The sequence below is a fragment of the Actinosynnema sp. NPDC002837 genome (assembly GCF_040295345.1).
GTDB lineage: Bacteria > Actinomycetota > Actinomycetes > Mycobacteriales > Pseudonocardiaceae > Actinosynnema.
This window is the reverse complement of the sequence record NZ_JBEOVG010000132.1, coordinates 1-19,538: the sequence shown is the minus strand read 5'-3', so window position 1 is coordinate 19,538 and position 19,538 is coordinate 1. Positions and strand designations below refer to the sequence as shown.

Annotated in this window: 18 protein-coding genes and 1 pseudogene; 12 read left to right on the top strand and 7 right to left on the bottom strand. The window is 71.8% G+C overall.

The genetic code is table 11. From position 1 onward, the window contains the following. The 4 genes from ABTZ99_RS42280 to ABTZ99_RS42265 all read left to right on the top strand — a co-directional run. On the top strand, positions 1 to 1,584 hold a 1,584-nt coding region (locus ABTZ99_RS42280; protein ID WP_499618702.1), incomplete at its 5' end, for a CHAT domain-containing protein. A gap of 25 nt (positions 1,585 to 1,609) precedes the next feature. Next, positions 1,610 to 1,939: a TfoX/Sxy family protein gene (locus ABTZ99_RS42275; protein WP_499618700.1), complete on the top strand. Its 330-nt coding sequence runs from the start codon at positions 1,610 to 1,612 to the stop codon at positions 1,937 to 1,939. A 36-nt stretch (positions 1,940 to 1,975) separates the two neighbouring features. After that, on the top strand, positions 1,976 to 2,404 hold the full coding sequence (locus tag ABTZ99_RS42270; protein ID WP_498783437.1) for a nucleoside deaminase: 429 nt from the start codon (positions 1,976 to 1,978) through the stop codon (positions 2,402 to 2,404). Positions 2,405 to 2,462: 58 nt separating this feature from the next. Beyond that, entirely contained in the window at positions 2,463 to 2,813 is a 351-nt protein-coding gene (locus tag ABTZ99_RS42265; RefSeq protein ID WP_498783407.1) for a hypothetical protein, read from the top strand. Positions 2,814 to 2,825: 12 nt separating this feature from the next. Here ABTZ99_RS42265 and ABTZ99_RS42260 read toward each other — a convergent pair whose 3' ends face one another. Together ABTZ99_RS42260 and ABTZ99_RS42255 are read right to left on the bottom strand one after the other, a co-directional pair. Then, positions 2,826 to 3,185 (bottom strand): STAS domain-containing protein, encoded by a 360-nt coding sequence (locus ABTZ99_RS42260; protein WP_498783409.1) that lies wholly within the window; start codon positions 3,183 to 3,185, stop codon positions 2,826 to 2,828. 58 nt (positions 3,186 to 3,243) lie between these two features. Next, on the bottom strand, positions 3,244 to 4,332 hold the full coding sequence (locus ABTZ99_RS42255; protein ID WP_498783411.1) for a carboxylate-amine ligase: 1,089 nt from the start codon (positions 4,330 to 4,332) through the stop codon (positions 3,244 to 3,246). Between the two features lie 99 nt (positions 4,333 to 4,431). Here ABTZ99_RS42255 and ABTZ99_RS42250 point away from each other — a divergent pair, with 99 nt between their 5' ends. Beyond that, complete coding sequence (locus tag ABTZ99_RS42250) at positions 4,432 to 5,394, top strand: DNA topoisomerase IB (protein WP_498783413.1); 963 nt, start codon at positions 4,432 to 4,434, stop codon at positions 5,392 to 5,394. Positions 5,395 to 5,875: 481 nt separating this feature from the next. On the opposite strand, the gene ABTZ99_RS42245 is transcribed toward ABTZ99_RS42250, so the two are convergent. The 4 genes from ABTZ99_RS42245 to ABTZ99_RS42230 all read right to left on the bottom strand — a co-directional run bounded on the left by ABTZ99_RS42245 (position 5,876) and on the right by ABTZ99_RS42230 (position 8,665). Beyond that, the gene (locus ABTZ99_RS42245; RefSeq protein WP_499618697.1) at positions 5,876 to 6,799 is read right to left on the bottom strand and encodes a hypothetical protein; all 924 of its coding nucleotides are present in this window, start codon (positions 6,797 to 6,799) and stop codon (positions 5,876 to 5,878) included. A 273-nt stretch (positions 6,800 to 7,072) separates the two neighbouring features. Further along, complete coding sequence (locus ABTZ99_RS42240; protein WP_499618695.1) at positions 7,073 to 7,426, bottom strand: hypothetical protein; 354 nt, start codon at positions 7,424 to 7,426, stop codon at positions 7,073 to 7,075. Positions 7,427 to 7,559: 133 nt separating this feature from the next. Further along, the gene (locus tag ABTZ99_RS42235) at positions 7,560 to 8,306 is read right to left on the bottom strand and encodes a SigB/SigF/SigG family RNA polymerase sigma factor (RefSeq protein ID WP_230566250.1); all 747 of its coding nucleotides are present in this window, start codon (positions 8,304 to 8,306) and stop codon (positions 7,560 to 7,562) included. Beyond that, positions 8,303 to 8,665: an ATP-binding protein gene (locus ABTZ99_RS42230; protein WP_498783419.1), complete on the bottom strand. Its 363-nt coding sequence runs from the start codon at positions 8,663 to 8,665 to the stop codon at positions 8,303 to 8,305. The genes ABTZ99_RS42235 and ABTZ99_RS42230 overlap by 4 nt, the downstream gene beginning before the upstream one ends. A 211-nt stretch (positions 8,666 to 8,876) precedes the next feature. Between ABTZ99_RS42230 and ABTZ99_RS42225 the strand changes: the two genes are divergently transcribed. Genes ABTZ99_RS42225 through ABTZ99_RS42210 form a run of 4 tightly spaced genes read left to right on the top strand, consistent with a single transcriptional unit; the run spans position 8,877 to position 13,211 of the window. Next, complete coding sequence (locus ABTZ99_RS42225) at positions 8,877 to 9,662, top strand: ABC transporter ATP-binding protein (protein WP_498783421.1); 786 nt, start codon at positions 8,877 to 8,879, stop codon at positions 9,660 to 9,662. Then, positions 9,659 to 10,477, top strand: a complete 819-nt coding sequence (locus tag ABTZ99_RS42220; protein WP_499618692.1) for an ABC transporter ATP-binding protein — start codon at positions 9,659 to 9,661, stop codon at positions 10,475 to 10,477. Before ABTZ99_RS42225 ends, ABTZ99_RS42220 begins: the two co-directional genes overlap by 4 nt. Beyond that, complete coding sequence (locus tag ABTZ99_RS42215; RefSeq protein ID WP_498783425.1) at positions 10,474 to 12,327, top strand: AMP-dependent synthetase/ligase; 1,854 nt, start codon at positions 10,474 to 10,476, stop codon at positions 12,325 to 12,327. Before ABTZ99_RS42220 ends, ABTZ99_RS42215 begins: the two co-directional genes overlap by 4 nt. Further along, the gene (locus tag ABTZ99_RS42210) at positions 12,324 to 13,211 is read left to right on the top strand and encodes a branched-chain amino acid ABC transporter permease (protein ID WP_498783427.1); all 888 of its coding nucleotides are present in this window, start codon (positions 12,324 to 12,326) and stop codon (positions 13,209 to 13,211) included. The genes ABTZ99_RS42215 and ABTZ99_RS42210 overlap by 4 nt, the downstream gene beginning before the upstream one ends. A 54-nt stretch (positions 13,212 to 13,265) precedes the next feature. Here the strand turns inward: ABTZ99_RS42210 and ABTZ99_RS42205 are convergent, their stop codons facing one another. Beyond that, entirely contained in the window at positions 13,266 to 14,474 is a 1,209-nt protein-coding gene (locus ABTZ99_RS42205) for an RNA-guided endonuclease InsQ/TnpB family protein (RefSeq protein WP_499618689.1), read from the bottom strand. Between the two features lie 89 nt (positions 14,475 to 14,563). On the opposite strand from ABTZ99_RS42205, the gene ABTZ99_RS42200 reads away from it, so the two are divergent. From ABTZ99_RS42200 to ABTZ99_RS42190, 3 genes and pseudogenes are all read left to right on the top strand, one after another. Next, positions 14,564 to 15,664 (top strand): branched-chain amino acid ABC transporter permease, encoded by a 1,101-nt coding sequence (locus ABTZ99_RS42200; protein WP_499618687.1) that lies wholly within the window; start codon positions 14,564 to 14,566, stop codon positions 15,662 to 15,664. Positions 15,665 to 15,677: 13 nt separating this feature from the next. Then, positions 15,678 to 16,970, top strand: coding sequence for an ABC transporter substrate-binding protein (locus ABTZ99_RS42195; RefSeq protein WP_498783433.1), 1,293 nt, complete (start codon positions 15,678 to 15,680; stop codon positions 16,968 to 16,970). A gap of 163 nt (positions 16,971 to 17,133) precedes the next feature. Beyond that, a pseudogene (locus tag ABTZ99_RS42190) lies at positions 17,134 to 19,538 on the top strand (hypothetical protein); the annotation flags it as partial.

Below are 19,538 nucleotides of genomic sequence, written 5' to 3'. Positions count from 1 at the left end.
CTGGACGCGCTGGGGTGGCGGATGGCGGGCCTGGAGGCCCGGGTCGACGGCGCGCTGGTCGCCCGCGACCTCGGCGACCGCTCGCGCGCCGTGGCGGAGCTGACCGCGGCGGGTGCGGCCCGGCGCGGCGGACCGGCGGCGCACCGCGTGCAGGGCTGGTACGCCGAGGCGTTGCGGCGCGACCTGCTCGGCAACACGCGCGGCGCGCAGATCGCGTTGCGGCGCGGGTTGGCGCTGCTCGACGAGTACCGGGTGTCCCTGGGCGCGACGGAGCTGCGGGCGTTGAGCGGGGCGCAGGGCGCGGCGCTGGCGTCGGAAGGCCTGCGCACGGCGGTCGCGGGCGGCCGGGCCGGACGGGTGCTGAGCTGGGCGGAGGCGTGGCGCGCGGGCGCGCTGCGGATGACGCCCGCCCGGCCGCCGGAGGACTCCGGGCTGGCCGACGCGCTGGCCGAGCTGCGCGCCGTGACGGCGGACCTGGAAGCGGCGTCCACGGCGGGGCGTCCGACGGCGGCGCTGCGGCAGCGGCAGGTGCGCGGCGAGCAGCGGGTGCGCGAGCTGACCCGGCGCACCGGCGGCGGTGGCGCGGTGTTCAAGCCGCCCGCGGTCGGCGAGCTGGCCCGGGCGCTGGGCACGTCGGCGTTGGTGGAGTACGTCGACCACGACGGCGAGCTGCTGGCCGTGGTCGTGGCGGGCGGCCGGGCGTCGCTGCACCGGCTCGGCCCGGCGGCCGGCGCGCTGCGCGAGCTGCGGCTGCTCCGGTTCGCCCTGCACCGGCTCGTGACGCTGCCCGATCACGTCGACCGCACCCCGGTGCGCGCGGGCGCCGAGCACGCGGCCCGGTTGCTGCAGAACCGGCTGCTGGAACCGTTGCGGCGGCGGCTCGACGACCGTCCGCTGGTGCTCGCGCCGACCGGCCTGCTCGGCGGCCTGCCGTGGTCCGCGCTGCCCGCGTGCCGCGGCCGCGCGGTGACCGTGGTGCCGTCGGCGACGGTGTGGCTGCGTGCGGCGACGTCCGAGCTCGTGTCGCACGACCGGGTGGTCCTGGCGGCGGGTCCGCGGTTGCCGGCCGCGCCGACGGAGATCACCGCGATCGCGTCGCTCGGCCCGGTCCGGCCCTCGGTGCTGGTGGGCGGCGCGGCGACGGTGGACGCGGTGGCGTCGGCGATGGACGGCGCGCCGCTGGCGCACGTGGCCGCGCACGGCTCGTTCCGCGCGGACAACCCGCTGTTCTCCGCGCTGGAACTGGCCGACGGCCCGCTCACCGTCTACGACCTCGAACGGCTGCGCACACCGCCCGCGCGGGTCGTGCTCTCGGCGTGCGACTCGGGCCTGTCGGCGGTGCGACCCGGCGACGAGCTCATGGGGTTCACCGCCGCGCTGCTCGGGCTCGGCACGCGCACGCTGGTCGCGCCGGTCATCCCGGTGCCAGCCGAGGTGACCACGCCGCTGATGGTCGACCTGCACCGCAGGCTCGGCGCGGGCCACCCGCCCGCGGAAGCGCTGGCGGGCGCGCAAGAGGCGCACCGGGACGACGGCGACGTGGCGTTCGCCGCGAGCGCCGGGTTCCTGTGCTTCGGCGCATGAGGATCGAACACGGGAGGACCGGGAGATGGCGTTCGACGAGCACCTGGCCGAACGGATCCGCGACGAGGTCGGCGACCTGCCCGGCCTGAGCGCCAAGCGGATGTTCGGCGGCGTCGCGTTCCTGCTGCACGGCAACATGCTCGTCGGCGTGATGGGCGACGACCTGATCGCCCGCGTCGGCCCCGACGCGGCCGGGGAGTGCCTCGCCCTGCCCGGGACGCGGGTCTTCGACCTGACCGGCAAGGTGATGCGCGGCTGGGTCGTGGTGGACGGCTCCGAGCTGGACGAGGACTCCGGCCTCACCGACTGGATCGGCCGGGCCCGCGAGTTCGTCGAGACCCTGCCGCCCAAGTAGGTTGGCGCCGTGGACAAGAGCGCGGACGCACGGGACATGCTGGCGGTGGCGGTGGCCGAAGCGCGCGCCGGGCTCGCCGAGGGCGGCATCCCGATCGGCGCGGCCCTGTTCGCCGCCGACGGCACGCTCCTGGGCCGCGGCCACAACCGGCGGGTGCAGGACGGCGACGCCTCCACCCACGCCGAGACCGCCGCGTTCCGCGCCGCGGGCCGCCGGGCGAGCTACCGCGACACCGTCATGGTCACCACGCTGTCACCCTGCTGGTACTGCAGCGGGCTCGTTCGCCAGTTCGGGATACCCCGGGTGGTGATCGGCGAGGCCCGGACGTTCCACGGCGGTCACGACTGGCTCGCCGAGCACGGTGTCGAGATCACGCTGCTGGACGACCAGGCGTGCGTCCGGCTGATGACCGACTTCATCGCCGCCAAGCCCGAGCTGTGGTTCGAGGACATCGGCCAGGATTAACGCGCCGCGCCGCACGGCGACACAATCCCGACACGGGCCGACGCCACCATCGGCGGGCATGGAACCGTGGCACGTCGACGAAACACTGGCCTCCCTGGTGCTGGCCGAGGGCGCGGTGGCGGTGGAGGTGCCGGCCAGCTGGGGCGCCGAGGTCAGCACCCACCTCCGCTCCGCCGGACCGCTCGGGCCGATCCTCGCCGTGCCCGGTCCCCGGCTGCGCTGGCTGTTCCTCGCCAGACCCGACCCGGAACCCGTGGCGGGGCACGTGCCGCCGCCCGACGTCCGCTACTGGCACGGCCCGCGGCGCGTCCCGGCGGCCGAATCGCGGTGGGTGGTGCCCCCGGCGGGCGCACTGCCCCCGGTGGGGGCGGTGCGCTGCGCCATCAGGACGGTCCGCCGGTTCTGGTAGGGCGACGGCGGCCTAGAACCGGTCCAACGCCTCTTGCACGGAACCGACGACGGTGAACACCGAGCTCAGCCCGGTCGCCTCGATCGGCCGCTGCGTCGCCCGGCTGGTCGCCACCAGCACCAGCGGCACGCCGAGCGCGCTCGCCCGCTGACTGCCGACGACCAGCGACTCCAGCCCGGCCGAACCGAGGAAGCGCACCCCACCGAGGTCCACCACCACACCGCGCACGTTCTCGACCAGGTGCTCCGTGAGCGGCCTGGTCAACTCCTCCGCGCTGCTCGTGTCCAACTCGCCCGACACGTGCAGCACAACCACGCCGTCCGCGGGTCTGTCGACCCGAACGGAAGCGAGCGTCGCCGCGGGTTCTGGCACGCCGGTACTCCTCTCACTCAGCGACGCCGGCGCGGCGTCGAATCCTTCACGGTAGACCTCAACGGCCGTCGTCGACCGTTTCAGCCAAGATGAGGTCGACCAGCCCGCGCGCGTCCGGCGAGCCGCCGAACGCCCGGCGCTGGCGCGCGGCGCCGCTGCCGTGCGCGCCCAGCCAGGCCAGGTGATCCTCCACAGTGGACAGCGCGGAGGCGTCCTCCAGGGCGTTCGCGCACCACGACACCAGTTCGGCCACGCGATCCCGGGCCGGCACCAGGTTGCCCGTGCGCGGGTCGACGGCCAAGCCGTCCACGCCGTCGCGCGCGGCCCGCCAGTACGCGGCGCGCAACATCACGTCATCCACCCGTTCGGGTTCCCCCGACTCGGCGGCGGTGCGGGCGAACGCCCGGATGACCTCGGCGATGACGACCGCCTCGCGCGCCGTCATCGGGATGTCCGAGACCCGCACCTCGACCGTGGGGTGCTGCGCGGACGGCCGCACGTCCCAGTAGACCATCCCGGTGTCGAGCAGCACCTCCGTCGACTCCAGCGCCCCGACCAGCCGGTCGTACTCGGCGGCGGAACCCAGGTGCGGCGGCGGGCCGCTGATCGGCCACCGCGACCACACGATCGTGCGCCAACTCGCGTAACCCGTGTCCTCGGCCTGCTCGATCGGGGAGTTCACGCTCAACGCCAGCAACGTCGGCAGCCACGGCCGCAGGGCGTTCGAGACCCGGACCGCGACGTCCCGGTCCGGCACGCCCACGTGGACGTGCATCCCGCACACGCCCTGACCGCCGATGATCGCGCGGTGCGAGTGCTCCATCATGCGGTAGCGGCGGTCGTCCGTGCCCGGCGGCGGCCCCAGCGTGCCGATCGGCGGAATCGCCGAGGCCAGCAGCCGGCATCCCGCCGCGTGCGCGGCCTTCGCCAGGTGGAGGCGACCGCCGACGACCTGCTCCGCCAACTCCTCGGCGGTCGTGCACACCGGCGTGGCGACCTCGATCTGGAACGGCGTCAGCTCCCGTTGCACGTCGTGGCCCGCGCCGGCGTGCTGCGCGACCGAGTCGGCCAGGGGCACGGGTCGGCGCGACTCCGGGTCGACGAGGAGGAACTCCTGTTCGACTCCCACGGTCCACGGCTGTGTCATGCCGGTCCCATACCCAGTTGGCCCGGGTTTCAACCACGGTGTTGTGGATCGTTCGGGTGGTCCGCGTTTCACCGGGTCGCGGTCGGGAACCTGGGCGCTGTGAGATTGCGCCGCAGTGATCCGTCCGGGCCCGGTTGGCGTCGCCGTGCCCGTGGGCGGGGGTTCAGCTACGTCGACGCCGACGGCGAGCCGCTCGACGCCGAGTCCGTGGCGCGGATCAAGGCCCTGGTCATCCCGCCCGCGTGGCGCGACGTGTGGGTGTGCCCGCACCCGAACGGCCACATCCAGGCGGTGGGCACGGACGCGGCCGGGCGGCGCCAGTACCTGTACCACGAGCGGTGGCGGCAGGACCGGGACGAGGAGAAGCACGACCGGGTGCTCGTGCTGGCGCCGTTGCTGCCGGGGTTCCGGGCGGAGGTGGCGCGAGAGCTGAGCGGGCGGGGGCGGTCGCGGCGGCGGGTGCTGGCGGTGGCGTTGGCGGTGCTGGAGCGCGGGGTGTTCCGGGTCGGGGGTGAGACGTACGCGGCGGACAACGGGACCCACGGGGTGGCGACGTTGCTGTGCTCGCACGTGGCCGTTCGACGGTCCACTGTGGAGTTCTGCTACCCGGCGAAGGGCGGGATCGAGTTCACGACGGTGGTGGAGGACGAGGCGTTGGCGCGGGCCGTTCGGGGGTTGCTGCGGGGGCGGGGCGGGGACGAGCGGCTGCTGGTCGACTCGCGGGGGTGCGCGGTCGGGTCGGACGACGTGAACGAGCGGTTCAAGGAGCTGGTGGGGTCGGAGTTCTCGGTGAAGGACCTGCGGACGTGGCACGCGACGGTGTTGGCCGCCGCGGCGTTCGCGAGGGAGGGCCGGCCGGAGTCCGCGCGGGGGCGGAAGCGGGTGGAGGCGGCGGTGGCGCGGGAGGTGGCCGAGCACTTGGGGAACACGCCGGCGGTCGCGAGGAAGTCCTACATCGACCCGCGGGTGGTGCGGCTGTACCACGAGGGGGTGATGATCAGACCGAGGACGGCTGATCGTGAGACAGTGGAACGGGCCGTGCTGCGGATGCTACGGAGGTGAGATCCCCTCATGTGCACCATTCCCGCAGGTCGGTCGGTCGTCCGGTCACACTTTCGAGTGATCAACGGCCAAAAATGTACGGAAACACCGTTACCGCACCTCGGTTAAAACCATGAGGAGCCCTCGCCAACCACCCATCCGCTTTCACCCACCCCACCCACTACATCCGCCGCCCCATCCACCACCATCCGCCGACCACCATCCGCCGACCGCCGACCGCCGACCGCCGACCGCCGACCGCCGACCGCCTCAACCTCATCCGTTCCCACCGCAATCGCCGGCCACCGCGACACCCGCCACCGACATCGCTGGCCCGCGGGCGTCACCGATCCGCGAGCATCACCGGTCTGCGGGCATCACCGGTCTGCGGGCATCACCGGTCCGCGACCATCACCGGCCAACGGGCGTCATCGGCCGGCGGCATTGCCCGTCACCGCATCGCCGGCCGAGCCGGCCACCGGTCGGGCAGTAGTGGACGACGTCACTCGCGGAGCAGGGCGCCGACGTCTTCGTGCAGCCGAACCGCGCCGCCGACGAGCACGATCTCGGCCCCGCACTCGACCGCCCGCAACGGCAGCACCTCGTCGGCCCGCCCGTCGTCGACCTGCTGCGAGCCGACGAGCGTGTCGGTGAGCAGGAGGGTGTCGACCCGGCCCTCGGCCAGTGCCTGCCGGACCGCGACCAGTCCGTGCACCGCGCGTCCGGTGAGCCGCGTGGACTCGTCGCGGAACCGTTCGACCACTGCCCGTCGGGCGTCCTGGTTCGCCCGCCCGGCCAGGTGCAGCACAGCACGATCGGGTGGTCCCTCGACCTCGACCACCAGGTGGTGGTAGCGGGTCGGCAGGGCTACCCGCAGTGAGCGCCGCCCGGCCAGCGGCCCGGCCAGCACCAGCAGCGGCGCACCCAGCAGGTCGACCAGGCTGGCCGCTTCCTCGGCGACGTCGGCCAACTCCTCGGCGTCCAGGCGTCGTCCGGGACGTCGCGCGCCCACCGTCGCCACCGCCACCGGGCGGCCGGTCGGGTCGACGCCGCGCAGGTCCGCCCCGTGCTCGCCGACCTGGACGACCACGTGCGGCAGGAGGGGTTCGGACAGGTCGACCAGCGGCAGGATGTAGGGGAGCGGGCCGGTGCGGGCCGTGTAGCCGGTCGGTGGGACGGGGACGTACTGGTCGACCAGCACGCGTCCGCCGCCCACGATCAGGCCACGCCCGGCGAGGCCGCGCGGGGTCGTGCCGGACACGATCGCGTTGTGCGCCAACGCTACGAGGTACGGGTCGGCGGCCATGGCTTGGAGCTGGTCGCGCATCGCCCGCCACCGAAGGTCCACGTGATCACCGACGTCGAGGTACACGGAGACGAACGGTCCTTCGACGTCGACCAGGTTTTGCAGACTCGCCGTGTGCATCGGTTCGGTCCTCCCCGTTCGGGTTACACGGGTGATACCCGAAAGGGGGTGGGTGCAACCGCGTCCACCGGCATCGGCACTGGCATCGGCACTGGCATCCGAACCGGCATCCGAACCGGCATCGGCATTGGCATCGGAAAGTGCGCCGATGATTGAGGAACGGTCCGCGATCGGTGCGGGGGAACGGTCATCGTGGACGGGGTGCCGACCGGTCTGCGAGCGGGTGCGGCGAAGGTGCGAGCGGGTGCGGTGAGGGAGGGGAGAGGGGCGGGGTTAGTGGGAGCCGGTGGCGCGGCGGGCGCGTTGTTCGCACCACGCGCAGCCCTCCGCGACGCCCACGGAGGCGAAGCCGATCAGCAGGTGCACCGCGTTGCCGACGATCCCGGCGTCCATCGCCCCGCCCGGCGCACCCACCCCGAACGCGAACACGACCAGGTACACGACGCCCATCATCGAGCCGGCCAGCCGAGCCACCCGGGTCCGCACGGACGCCACGCCGAGCACCCCGCCGGTCACCAGGTGCAGCACCGCCAACCTCGGCTCGGACCGCACGAGGTCCACCACGCCCCACGCGACCAGCAGCACGCCCAGGATCAGGGCTGCCCGCTGCGGCCACGCCAGGGTCACCGGGCCTGCTACCACTGCGACCACCCCATCCCGTCCAGACCGAGCGCCGACCGAGCCTCGACCGAAGACCCGGCCGAAGACCCGACCGGACCCCGGCCGAAGACCCGAACGAAGCCCTCACCGCGCACGAGCGCTACTCATCATCGAGCAACGAGCGCAACCGGGCCAAGGACCGGCTCAGCAGTCGCGAGACGTGCATCTGCGACACGCCGACCGAGTCCGCGATCTGGCTCTGCGTCATGCCCCGGAAGAACCGCAGCACCACGATCCGCCTCTCCCGCTTGGGCAGCCCGCGGAGCATCGGGTCCAGCGCGTGGTGCAGCTCGACGACCTCCAACGCCGGATCGTCGCTGATCAGGCGTTCGGCGTAGTTCAGCTCCTCGCTGATCGACTGCTCGTCCAACGACAGCAGGTGGTACGCCGACGTCGCGTGCAGCCCCTCGTAGACCTGGTCCACCCCGATGCCGAGGTGCCTGGCGACCTCGCTGGGCGTCGGCGTGCGCCCCGACACGCGCGACAGCTCCACCCGCGCCGTGTCGATGGCGACGCACAGCTCCTTCAACCGCCGCGGCACGCGCAGCGCCCACCCCTGGTCGCGCAGGTACCGCCGCACCTCGCCGGTGATGGTCGGCACGGCGAACGCCAGGAAGTCGATACCGCGCGTGACGTCGAACCGGTCCACGGCGTTGATCAGCCCGACCGCCGCCACCTGCCGCAGGTCCTCCACCGACTCCCCGCGCTCGGCGAACCGGTCGGCGATGTGCCTGGCCATCGGCAGGTGCTCGGTGACCAGCCGGTCACGCAGCCGCTGGTAGCGCTCGCCGTCCCGCTCCGCCTCCGCCAGCTCGTGGAACAGCGGCTGGTAGTCCACCGCGTTCATGCCCGGCACCTCAGCTCGACCCGCAACCGGCCCTCCCCGTCGACCCAGGTGGCTACCGCGTCGGTCACGGAGCTGACAACCCGCCAGTACAACGAGTCATGATCGGGGACGGTGACGGCCGATGACCGGACCTCCGCCCGGAAGCGCACGGAATCACCTTCCCGGGCGAACCGGCACCGCAGCACGGCCGCGGGGTCCAGGGTCCGGGAGATCAACGCGCTGCACGCCTCGTCGACGGCGATGACCAGGTCGACGGCCAGCTCGGGCGTGCGCCTGGCGATCGCGCCGGCGACCGCGCGGATGACCGAGAGGTGGGCGGGCCTGGCCGCCACCCTGAGCTCCACCTCCGAGGCGTCCATGCGCGGCGAACGCTCCTCACATCCCTGGTCGCGGACGCCGGGGGCATACCCACGGACCCCTCCCGCTACACCCGTCCACACAGGACTGAGCAACAGAATCGTGAAAGCCGAACATGCCGTGGGCTGGTTCATCACGGTTTGCGAACAGCGGTAGGTAACCCTGTGATCGGAGTCATACTGATCGCCTCCCCGACATCCCCGGAGGCGCCTGGTGCTCGAGGCGAACAACCTTGAGGTGGTCTACGACGACGTGATGTTGGTGCTGCGCGGCGTGAGCCTGAAGGTCCCGGAAGGGCGGATCGTCGCCCTGCTGGGCGCGAACGGAGCGGGCAAGACGACGCTGCTGCGAGCGCTGTCCGGCCTGCTCGACGTGCACGACGGCAAGGTCACCCGCGGCCGGATCACCCTGGACGGCGATCCGATCCACCGCGCCTCGCCGTCGCGCATCGCGTCGCTCGGCGTGAAGCAGGCGCTGGAGGGCAGGCGCATCCTGGCCGAGCTGTCGGTCGAGGAGAACCTGCGCATCGGCGGGCACAGCAGGCCGCGCGGCGTCAAGCAGAACCTGGACCGGATGTACGAGTTGTTCCCCAGGTTGCGCGAACGGCGGCGGCAGAGCGCCGGCTACCTGTCCGGTGGCGAGCAGCAGATGCTCTCGATCGGCCGGGCGCTGATGTCCGAGCCGCGCTACCTGCTGCTCGACGAGCCGAGCCTCGGCCTGGCCCCGCTCATGGTCCAGCAGATCCGCGACCTCATCGTGAAGATCAACGCGGCGGGCACGACCGTGCTGCTGGTCGAGCAGAACGCGACCATGGCGCTGTCCATCGCCGACCACGGCTACGTGCTGGAGACCGGCAAGGTCGTGATGGACAAGCCGGCGGCCGCGCTGCTGGCCGACGAGGACGTGCGCGAGTTCTACCTGGGCCTGCGCGCCGAGGGCGCCGCGCGGTCGTTCCGCGACGTGAAGCACTACAAGCGGCGGAAGCGGTGGTTGTCGTGAAGCCCGAAGACCGGAGCGCCGAAGCCGGGAGGAACGTGCTCGACGTGCGGGACGTGCGGCTGGCGTTCGACGGCGTCACCGCCGTGGACGGCGTGTCGTTCCACGTCGCCGCGGGCGAGCTGTTCGCCATCATCGGACCCAACGGCGCGGGCAAGACGTCGATCTTCAACGTGCTGTCCGGCGTGTACCGGCCGCAGCAGGGCTCGGTCCTGTTCGAGGGCGAGGAGGTGCTGGGCCGGCGCCCGCACAAGGTCGCCGCCATGGGCATCGCCCGCACGTTCCAGAACATCGAGCTGTTCGCCCACCTGACCGTGGTGGAGAACCTGATGCTGGGCAGGCACAACCACATGCGGTACGGGGCGCTGGCCGCGTTCGCGTGGGTCGGCCGGGCCCGGCGCGAGGAGCTGGCCAACCGGGAGGCGGTCGAGGAGGTCATCGACTTCCTCGAGCTGGAGCAGTGGCGACGCCTGCCGGTCGGCCTGCTGCCGTACGGCGTGCAGAAGCGCGTGGAGCTCGGGCGCGCGCTGGCGATGGAGCCGAAGGTGCTGCTGCTGGACGAGCCGGTCGCGGGCATGAACGTCGAGGAGACCGAGGACATGGCGCGGTTCGTGCTCGACGTCCGCGACGAGCTCGGCATCGCGATGGTCATGGTCGAGCACGACATGGGCCTGGTGATGGACCTCGCCGACCGGGTGATGGTGCTGGACTTCGGCAAGCCGATCCGCACCGGCACGCCCGCCGAGGTGCAGCAGGACCCGGACGTGGTGCGCGCCTACCTCGGCGAGGCGCACCAGAACGCGGGAGGTACGGCATGACGACGGCCACGACCACCGGGCTCACCACCGTGGTGACCCGCGTCCGCGACCGCGCGGCCCGCACGCCGGACGCGGTGGCGTTGCGGGCCAAGGACTTCGGCATCTGGCGCGAGGTGACCTGGGCGGGGTACTGGGCGCAGGTCGAGCTGGTCGGCCACGCCCTGCTGGCGCTCGGCGTCGACGCGGGCGACCGGGTCGCGATCGGGTCGGAGAACCGCCGCGAGTGGCTCTACACCGACCTCGGCGCGGCGGCCGTGCGCGCGGTCACCGTGGGCCTGTACCCGACGAACCCGGCCGCCGAGGTCGCGTACCTGCTCTCGCACTCCGCCACCCGCGTGCTCATCGCCGAGGACCAGGAGCAGGTGGACAAGGCGCTGGCCGTGCTGGACGCCCTGCCCGACCTGGAACGCATCGTCTACATCGAGCCGCGCGGCATCCGGCACCGCTACGACAACCCGAAGCTGCTGTCGTGGGACGACTTCCTGGCCATGGGCGCGGAGCACCGGGAGCAGAACCCGGACGCGGTCGCGCGCCGGATGCGCGAGGTCGAGCCGGACGACGTGATGACGTTGATCTACACCTCGGGCACGACCGGGCCGCCCAAGGGCGCGATGCTGACCGTGGCCAACGTGGAGTTCGCCGTCCAGTCGCTGGTCGAGGGCGGCGGGTTCACCGAGCCGCCGCCGTCGCCGAAGGACGTCACGCTGTCGTACCTGCCGCTGTGCCACGTCGCCGAACGCATCTTCACCACGTGGTTCAGCGCGTCGGCCGGGGTGCAGGTGCACTTCGCCGAGTCCATCGAGACGGTGCAGGCGAACCTGCGCGAGGTGCAGCCGACGATCCTGTTCGGCGTGCCCCGCATCTGGGAGAAGGTGTTGGCGGCCATCACGATCAGCGCGTCCAGCGCCACCTGGCTCAAGCGGGCGACCACCCGGTTCTGGCTGCGCGTGGCCGACGGCCTCGGCGAGCAGTTGGTGCGCACCGGCGGCAAGCACACGTTCGGCACGCGGCTCAAGTACGGCATCGGCTGGCTGTTGTGCTTCCGCGCGCTGAAGGCGCGGATCGGGTTGCGGCACGTCCGGTACGCGGCCTCGGGCGCCGCGCCCATCTCGCCGCAGGTGCTGCGGTTCTTCATGGGCATCGGCGTGCCGATGCACGAGGTGTACGGCATGACCGAGAACAGCGCCGTCGCCACCGGCAACCGGCCCGGCCGGGTGAAGCTCGGCACGGTCGGCGAGCCGCACCCCGGCGTGGAGCTGCGCATCGCCGACGACGGCGAGATCCAGACCAGGCACGCGGGCGTGTTCGCGGGCTACTGGCGCGACGAGGAGGCCACCCGGCGGGCGATGACCCCGGACGGCTGGCTGCGCACCGGCGACGTCGGCGAGTGGGTCGACGGCACGCACGTGCGGATCACCGACCGGATGAAGGACATCATCATCACCGCGGGCGGCAAGAACGTGGCGCCGTCGGAGGTCGAGAACGCGCTGAAGTCCTCGCCGTACATCAAGGAGGCGGTCGTGCTCGGCGACCGGCGCCCGTACCTGGTGGCGTTGATCGGCATCGAGTACGACACCGTCGGCCACTGGGCCAGGCAGCGCCGCCTCGCCTACACCACCTACCGCGACCTCGCGGAGAAGGACGAGGTGCGCGAGTTGGTGCAGGGCATCGTGACCGAGGTCAACGGGCGGTTCGCCACCGTGGAGCAGGTCAAGAAGTTCCGCATGCTGCCCAAGGAGCTCGACCACGAGGACGGCGAGCTGACCGCGACGCAGAAGGTGAAGCGGTCGGCGCTGGCCAAGGTGTTCGGCGAGCTCGTCGACGACATGTACGCCGGGGGGCGCGGATGACCGAGTTCCTGCAATCGCTGATCCGCGGCCTCGGCTCCGGGTCGATCTACGCGCTGCTGGCGCTGGGCTTCGTCATCATCTACAAGTCCACCAGGGTGATCAGCTTCGCCCAGCCGGCGTTCATGCTGGCGGGCGCGGTGCTGGTCAGCTACCTGGCCGCGGAGGTCGGGTTCTTCGCGGCCGTGCCGATCGCGGCGGTGCTGATCGCCGTGCTGGCGCTGGGCGTGGAGCGGACCGTGCTGCGGCCGATGATCGGCAAGCCGGTGTTCGTGGTCGCGATCATCACCATCGGCGTGGACGTGGTGGTGCGCGTGGTGACCAACGCGTTCATCGGGCTGGACGTTCGGCAGGTCGGCGACCCGTGGGGCCTGTCGACGGTGACGCTGCTCGGCGTCGAGGTGCAGCAGCGGTACCTGGTCATGTTCGGCACGACGGTGGCCGTGGTCGCGGTGCTCTTCGCGTTCTTCCGGTTCTCCCGGGTGGGCCTGGCGATGCGCGCGGTGGCCTACGACCAGGAGGTCGCGCTGGCGCAGGGCATCTCGGTCGGCTCGGTGTTCGCGCTGTCGTGGGCGATCGCGGGCGGGCTGGCCGCGCTGGCCGGGGTGTTCGTGGCCACCGGCGCGGGCGTGGACCAGCAGCTGTGGGTGATCGCGCTGAAGGCGTTGCCGGCGATCATCCTCGGCGGGCTCGACTCGCTGGGCGGCGCGGTCGTCGGCGGGCTGGCGGTCGGGGTCGTGGAGTCGCTGGTCGGCACCTACCAAGGTGACGTGGCGCCGTGGCTCGGGCCGAACTTCGCGCTGGTCGCGCCGTACGTGCTGATGCTGGTCGTGCTGCTGGTGCGGCCCTACGGGCTGTTCGGCAGCAAGGAGGTGGAGCGGCTTTGACTTCCTCCCAGCCCCGGAAGGTGGGAGCCCGACGCGCTTCGCAGCGCGTTGCGCTTATGCGCTGCACCTCGCGGTGCCGGCTTCCTGGTTCACAGCCGATCGCGGAAGGGAGGGCCCTTGCCGTCTGACATCAGCTCCGCAGGCATCACCCGAGTCTCCCCGGGCTACGGCTCGACCAGCCGCAAGGATGTTCTTCGCCGCGTTGTGGTCCCGATCGTGTCGGGTGCGGCAGTCCGGGCACGTCCAGTGCCGGACGGAGAGGTTCAGCTCGGCGAGCAGGTGTCCGCACGCGGAGCAGGTCTTGCTCGACGGGTACCAGCGGTCGATCACCACGAGGACGCGCCCCGCGCGTGCCGCTTTGTACTCGAGTTGACGGCGGAACTCTCCCCAACCCGCGTCGGAGATGGCGCGGGCCAGCCGACGGTTGCGCACCATGTTCCCGACAGCCAGGTCTTCGATCGCGACGAGATCCGCCGAGCGGACCAGGTTCGTGCTGGTTCGGTGCAGAAAGTCGTACCTGGCGTCGCGGACCTTCCGATGCGCGCGGGCTACTTTCGCCTTGGCCTTGCACCGGTTGTTCGAACCGCGTCGGCAGCGAGCCAGCCTGCGCTGGTGGCGGGCCAGGTTCCGGGCTTTGCGCTCCACGTGACGAGGGTTGGCGACGCGGTCGCCATCACTGGTCACGAGAAAGGTCTTCAGCCCGAGGTCGACACCGATCTGGTGACCGGCGGCCGCCCTTGGTTCGGGGTCCTCGGTGTCGATGGCGAAGGTCACGTACCAGCGGCCGTCCGGCTCACGGGACACCACGACCGTCGTGGGGTTCAGCGCGGCGAAGTCGACTTCGTCGAAGGACCAGACGAACTCCAGCGGGGCAGCGGTCTTGGCCAGCCACAGCCGTCCGTCTCGAATTCGGAACGCGGAGCGGGTGTAGTGGGCGGACTGGCGGCCGGTGCGGGACTTGAACCTCGGATATCTCGCTCGGCCGGCGAAGAAGCTCTGGAACGCCGCGTGCTGGTGGCGAAGTGCCTGCTGCAGCGGAACCGAGGACACCTCGGACAGAAATGCGAGGTCTTCGGTGCGCTTCCAGCCAGTCAGCGCCGCGTCGGTCTCCTTGTACGACGTCCGCTTGCCCTCGGCGAGATCGCGCCACCGGCGTACGGCGAGTGTCTTGTTCCACACCAGGCGCACGCAGCCGAACGTGCGGTTGAGCACGACCGTCTGTTCGGCGTCCGGATGGGCCCGTACACGGTACGCCGTTCGCACGAAGATCAGCCTATCCGAGGAGATGTGATGAGTGGGGCTGTGGCCGGTTGGCTTACGTCCTTCGGGTGGCGCTCTCGGAGGAGGCCGCTGTGAAGGGTCGTCCGGAGCTTTACACCTCCTACGCGCAGGACATGGCGTTCCTCAACACGCGCCCCAAGCGGACGTGGACGGGGGCGTTGGTGGTGGTGGCGCTGCTGGTGCCGTTCGCCATCACCGACGACCTGCTGATGCTGCTGGCCACGGGGTTCGTGGCGGCGATCGGCGCGATCGGGCTGAACATCGTGACCGGGTACGCCGGTCAGGTGTCGCTCGGGCACGCGTTCTTCCTGGCCATCGGCGCGTACACGGGCGCGGCGCTCTCCGGTGACCCGGACGGCCGGGTGCTCGGGTTCGGCGTGACGTCGCTGCCCGTGTGGCTGCTGGCGTCCGGGCTGGTGGCGGGGCTGGCGGGGCTGATCGTGGCGCCGATCGCGGTCCGGCTGCGCGGGCTGTACCTGGCGATCGTGACGCTGGGGCTGGTGTTCCTCGGCGAGCACGTCTTCCGCGAGTGGACGTCGTTGACCGGCGGCCCGGGCGTGGGTCGGCCGGCGGCGGTGCCGGAGCTGTTCGGCGTGCGGCTGGACCGGCCGTCGGAGTTCTTCAGCGGGCCGCAGCAGCTGTACCTGCTGATGTTCGTGCTGCTGGTGATCTTCGCCGTGCTGGCGCGCAACCTGGTGCGGTCGCGGATCGGGCGGGCGTTCGCCGCGGTGCGCGACCGCGACCTCGCGGCGGCCGTGATCGGCGTCGACCTGACCCGGTACAAGGCGCTGGCGTTCGCCGTGTCGTCGTTCTACGCCGGTGTCGCGGGCTCGTTGCTGTTCGTGGTCAACGGGTTCTTCGACCCCGGCTCGTTCGGCCTGCTGCTGTCGGTGCAGTACATCGCGATGGTGCTCATCGGCGGCGCGGGGACCATCTCCGGCGCGATCATGGGCGCGCTGTTCATCACGCTGCTGCCGCGCATCACCCGGGAGCTCCCGACGGTGCTGCCGTTCATCAGCGCGGACGCGACCGGTGCGGTCACGGTGTTCCAGGTCGAGGCGGTCCTCTACGGGCTGCTGATCGTGGTGTTCCTGATCGTGGAGCCACGTGGCCTGTTCGGTATCTGGGTGCGCGTGCGCAACTACTGGCGCACCTGGCCTTTCTCGTACTGAAAGGGTGGATGGGATGGCAAGTCACAGAGCGGTGCTCGCGGTGCTCTCCGTGGTGGCGCTGGCCGCCGTCGCGTGTCGCGGCGGCGACGGCGCGGCCCCGCAGGAGGGCAAGGGCGGTATCAAGGTCGACTTCGGCGTGACCAGCGAGCCGTGCCCGGACACCGGTCACAGTGACCGGGGCTGCATCTACCTCGGGTCGATCTCGGACCTGACCGAAGGGCCGTTCAAGACGCTCGCGGTGCCGATCACGGAGTCGCAGAAGGCGTTCTGGAAGCGCGTCAACGACAAGGGCGGCATCGGCGGCTACGACGTCGACGTGACCACGTACGTCAAGGACAACAAGTACAACCCGCAGATCCACAACCAGGTGTACCAGGAGATGAAGGGCAAGATCCTGGCCCTGGCGCAGACCCTGGGCTCGCCGACGACGGCGGCGATTCTGCCCGACCTGGAGAGCACGCAGATGGTCAGCGTGCCGGCGTCGTGGACGTCGCTGTGGGGCGTGGAGGAGGTCGTCCTGGAGTCGGGCGCGAACTACTGCGTCGAGTCGATGAACTCGGTCGACTACGCGGTGGACGAGCTCGGCGCGAAGAGCGTGATGGCCGTGCACCTGCCCGGTGACTACGGCGACGACGCGGCGGCGGGCGCGAAGATCGCGGCGGAGAAGCGCGGCGTGACGTTCGCCAACGCGGTCACCCAGACCGGCCAGGACAACCAGGGCGGCGCGATCGACGCGGTGCTGGCGAACAAGCCGGACGTGGTCATCCTCACCACCGGGCCGACCGACGCGGCGGTGATCATCGGCCAGACGGCGGCGCGCGGGTTCAAGGGCAAGTTCATCGGCACGTCGCCGACCTGGAACCAGGGCCTGATGCAGAGCCCGGCGGCGCCCGCGATCAAGGCGCTGTACCTGCAGTCCGCGCCGTGGAAGTCGTGGGCGACGGACTCGCCGGGGCACAAGGCGCTGCGCGAGGCCCTGCCGAGCGTGACGCCGAACGACGGCTACACGTCCGGGTGGGTGTGGTCGTACCCGTTGAAGGCGGCGCTGGAGAAGGCGGCTTCGAACAAGGACCTGACCAGGGCCGGTGTGCTCGCGGCCGTGCGGCAGCTGAACTCGGTGGACTACGAGGGCATGCTGCCCCAGGGCGCGGGCAACTTCGCGGGCAACTCGAACGACGCCACGTTCCGGCAGACGTTGATCTACAAGCCGGACGAGCAGGCGGCGACCGGGGTCGGGCTGGTGGAGGACTTCTTCACCGGGCCGACGGCGAAGGACTTCAAGTTCGAGAAGCCCTGCTACGCCTGACCTCCCCCGACGCGCCCCGGCCGCTGCTCCTCGCGGCCGGGGCGCGTTGTCCATTGTGGACATATTGCGCCGATCGGGTCACGTCGGCGTGATGCGGAACCCGTCGTTGCCGGTGTGCGTCAGTCTGGGCGTCGACGCCTGACGGACGACGGGGGGTCGCGCCGTGACGGAGCAGAACGACCTGGTGGTGCAGCCCGACGCGGAGCCGGGTGGGACCTTCAACGCCGGCACCGGTGACAACGGGTGGATGACCGGTATTTCCATCGCGGAGTCGGCGATGGACACGTTCAACGGGATCAAGGACGGCAACTGGGTCCAGGCCGGTCTCGGCATGGTGGGGTTGGCGGCGGACGCGGCGGCGATGGCGATCGACCCGTTCGGCACGTTGTTGTCCTCGGCGGCGTCGTTCCTGATGGAGCACGTGCAGCCGCTCAAGGAGATGCTGGACTGGCTGGCCGGGAACCCGCCGGTGATCGAGTCGTACTCGGCGACGTGGGGGAAGGTCGCCGAGGAGTTGGGGAAGGTCGCCGAGGAGTACGCGTCCGGGGTGCAGCGGGGCACCGAGGGGTGGACGGGTGCGGCGGCGGAGACCTACCTCGCGAACTCGAAGGCGCACGGTGACGCGCTGACGGGCGCGGCGTCGGCGGCGGGGACCGTGGGCACGGTCGTCGGCATGATGGGCATGGTCGTGGGGTTCGTGCGCGAGGTGGTGCGCGACCTGATCGCGGACCTGGTGGGCAAGCTCATCGCGTGGGTGTTGGAAGCGGTGTTCTCGCTGGGGTTCGGCACGCCGGTGATCGTGGCGCAGGCGGTGACCGCGATCTCGAAGTGGGCGGCGAAGATCGCCAAGATCATCCAGGACCTGCTGGACACGATCAAGAAGGTCTCGCCGATGCTCAAGCGTCTGGTCGAGGTCTTCGAGAAGATCATGAAGGTGGTCGGCAAACTCGCCGGCAAGGTCACCGGCCTGGACGTGCTCAGCCCCGGCAACATCAAGCCGGGTGGCTTCCTGCAGACCGGCAAGGCCGACATCGACACCCCGTCCGGGACCGGTCGTGGGAACGGGGACTCGTCCTCCTCCCCGGACTCGGGCACGCCTGATTCCGGCACGCCTGATTCGGGCACACCTGACTCCGACGCCCCGGGCTCCACCACCCTCGGATCGACCACCCCCGGATCAACCACACCTCGATCGACCACACCTGGTTCGGACTTACCGACGCCAGACCGCCCTCGCGACAGCACCTCGACGTCGAGCACGGCTCCGACGGTCGACCCGCCGACGTCCCGTCCGACCCGCGGCGACCCTGCCGACCTGCCCACCACCGCACCGCGTCCAGGTCGTGACCCGAACAGCCCGGACACGGATGTCCCCCGTGGCGGGACACCACCTCCCGGCCCGTCCACCACGCCGCGTGGTGCGCCGGTCGGCGAGCACCGGGGCGGTCCGATGGGCCAGCCGGGCCCGACCCCGTCCGGTGGTGGTTCTCCTGGAGCCGGTTCTCCGGGTGGCGGCAGCGCTGGTGGTGGTTCACCGAGCACACCGGCACCGTCGCGGCTCGACGAGACGTCCGCAGCCAGGGCCGCGTCCCCGGAAGCCCCGAGCCGACCGGGACCACCGAGCCCGAACCCCACGAGCCCGAACCCCACCGCACCCGGCGGCAACCCGACGGTCGCGCCAACCGGGCAACCCACACCCGGCGGGATGCCGGGCAGCGCTCCCGGAAGTGGCGGCGCACCGGGTGGCGGTGGCGCCAGGCCGGGCGGCGGTGGCGGCTGGACGGGAACCCCGGGCAGTCGGGGCGACCTGGGCTCCAGCGTGCCTCCGGCCCGAACCCCGGACGGCCCCCGACCGTCATCCTTCGGCCCGTCCAGCACTTCGGCACCACCCTCTCACCACGCCGGACCACCCCACGCCGGACCGCCCCACGCAAGCCCACCTCACGCGGTCCCGCCTCATCCCGGCCCGGGAACCCCTTCCCGCACCGGTCCGGCCCACACCACCCCTTCGCAGGCTGGGCCACCGCACCCGAACCCGCCGCGGAACGGGCCTGCGAATCCCTACGCGCCGCACTCCCCAAACGCGCCGCACTCCCCAAACGCGCCGCACTCCCCAAACGCACCGCACGCGCCGCACTCGCCGAACAACCCGCCGAGCCCGCCGCACCAGCGTCCCGGCAGCCCGGACTTCACCCGCCCCCGCGGCGACGGCCCGCTGCCGCACACCCCGAACCGGCCGATGGACGGCCCACCACCCCAGCGGCACCCCGACACCCAGACACCCGACCCCCGCCGCGACCCCGACGGAATCCCCGCCCAGCGCCGCGATCCGGAAGCGTGGTCACCGCCCCACCGCGACCCCGACCCGGACAGCCCTCACAGCCCCGACGGCGACCGGCCGGACATCGACGAGGCGCACGCCCGGCACGGTGAGACCACCCCCGCCGGTATCTCGCACCACCGGGGCGACAGCGACATGGGCGACCTGCCCCACCGCGTCCCACCCGACCCCCGCTACTTCACCGCCGACGTCCACATCACCCCCGACGGCCGAGCCCGCATCGGCAA

Bases quoted from the DNA above. Each gene is read 5' to 3' on its own strand.
- ABTZ99_RS42215 (WP_498783425.1), top strand. From the start codon at position 10,474: ATGACGACGGCCACGACCACCGGGCTCACCACCGTGGTGACCCGCGTC.
- ABTZ99_RS42210 (WP_498783427.1), top strand. From the start codon at position 12,324: ATGACCGAGTTCCTGCAATCGCTGATCCGCGGCCTCGGCTCCGGGTCG.
- ABTZ99_RS42275 (WP_499618700.1), top strand. From the start codon at position 1,610: ATGGCGTTCGACGAGCACCTGGCCGAACGGATCCGCGACGAGGTCGGC.
- ABTZ99_RS42270 (WP_498783437.1), top strand. From the start codon at position 1,976: ATGCTGGCGGTGGCGGTGGCCGAAGCGCGCGCCGGGCTCGCCGAGGGC.
- ABTZ99_RS42195 (WP_498783433.1), top strand. From the start codon at position 15,678: ATGGCAAGTCACAGAGCGGTGCTCGCGGTGCTCTCCGTGGTGGCGCTG.
- ABTZ99_RS42230 (WP_498783419.1), bottom strand. From the start codon at position 8,665: ATGGACGCCTCGGAGGTGGAGCTCAGGGTGGCGGCCAGGCCCGCCCAC.
- ABTZ99_RS42255 (WP_498783411.1), bottom strand. From the start codon at position 4,332: ATGACACAGCCGTGGACCGTGGGAGTCGAACAGGAGTTCCTCCTCGTC.
- ABTZ99_RS42235 (WP_230566250.1), bottom strand. From the start codon at position 8,306: ATGAACGCGGTGGACTACCAGCCGCTGTTCCACGAGCTGGCGGAGGCG.
- ABTZ99_RS42245 (WP_499618697.1), bottom strand. From the start codon at position 6,799: ATGCACACGGCGAGTCTGCAAAACCTGGTCGACGTCGAAGGACCGTTC.
- ABTZ99_RS42265 (WP_498783407.1), top strand. From the start codon at position 2,463: ATGGAACCGTGGCACGTCGACGAAACACTGGCCTCCCTGGTGCTGGCC.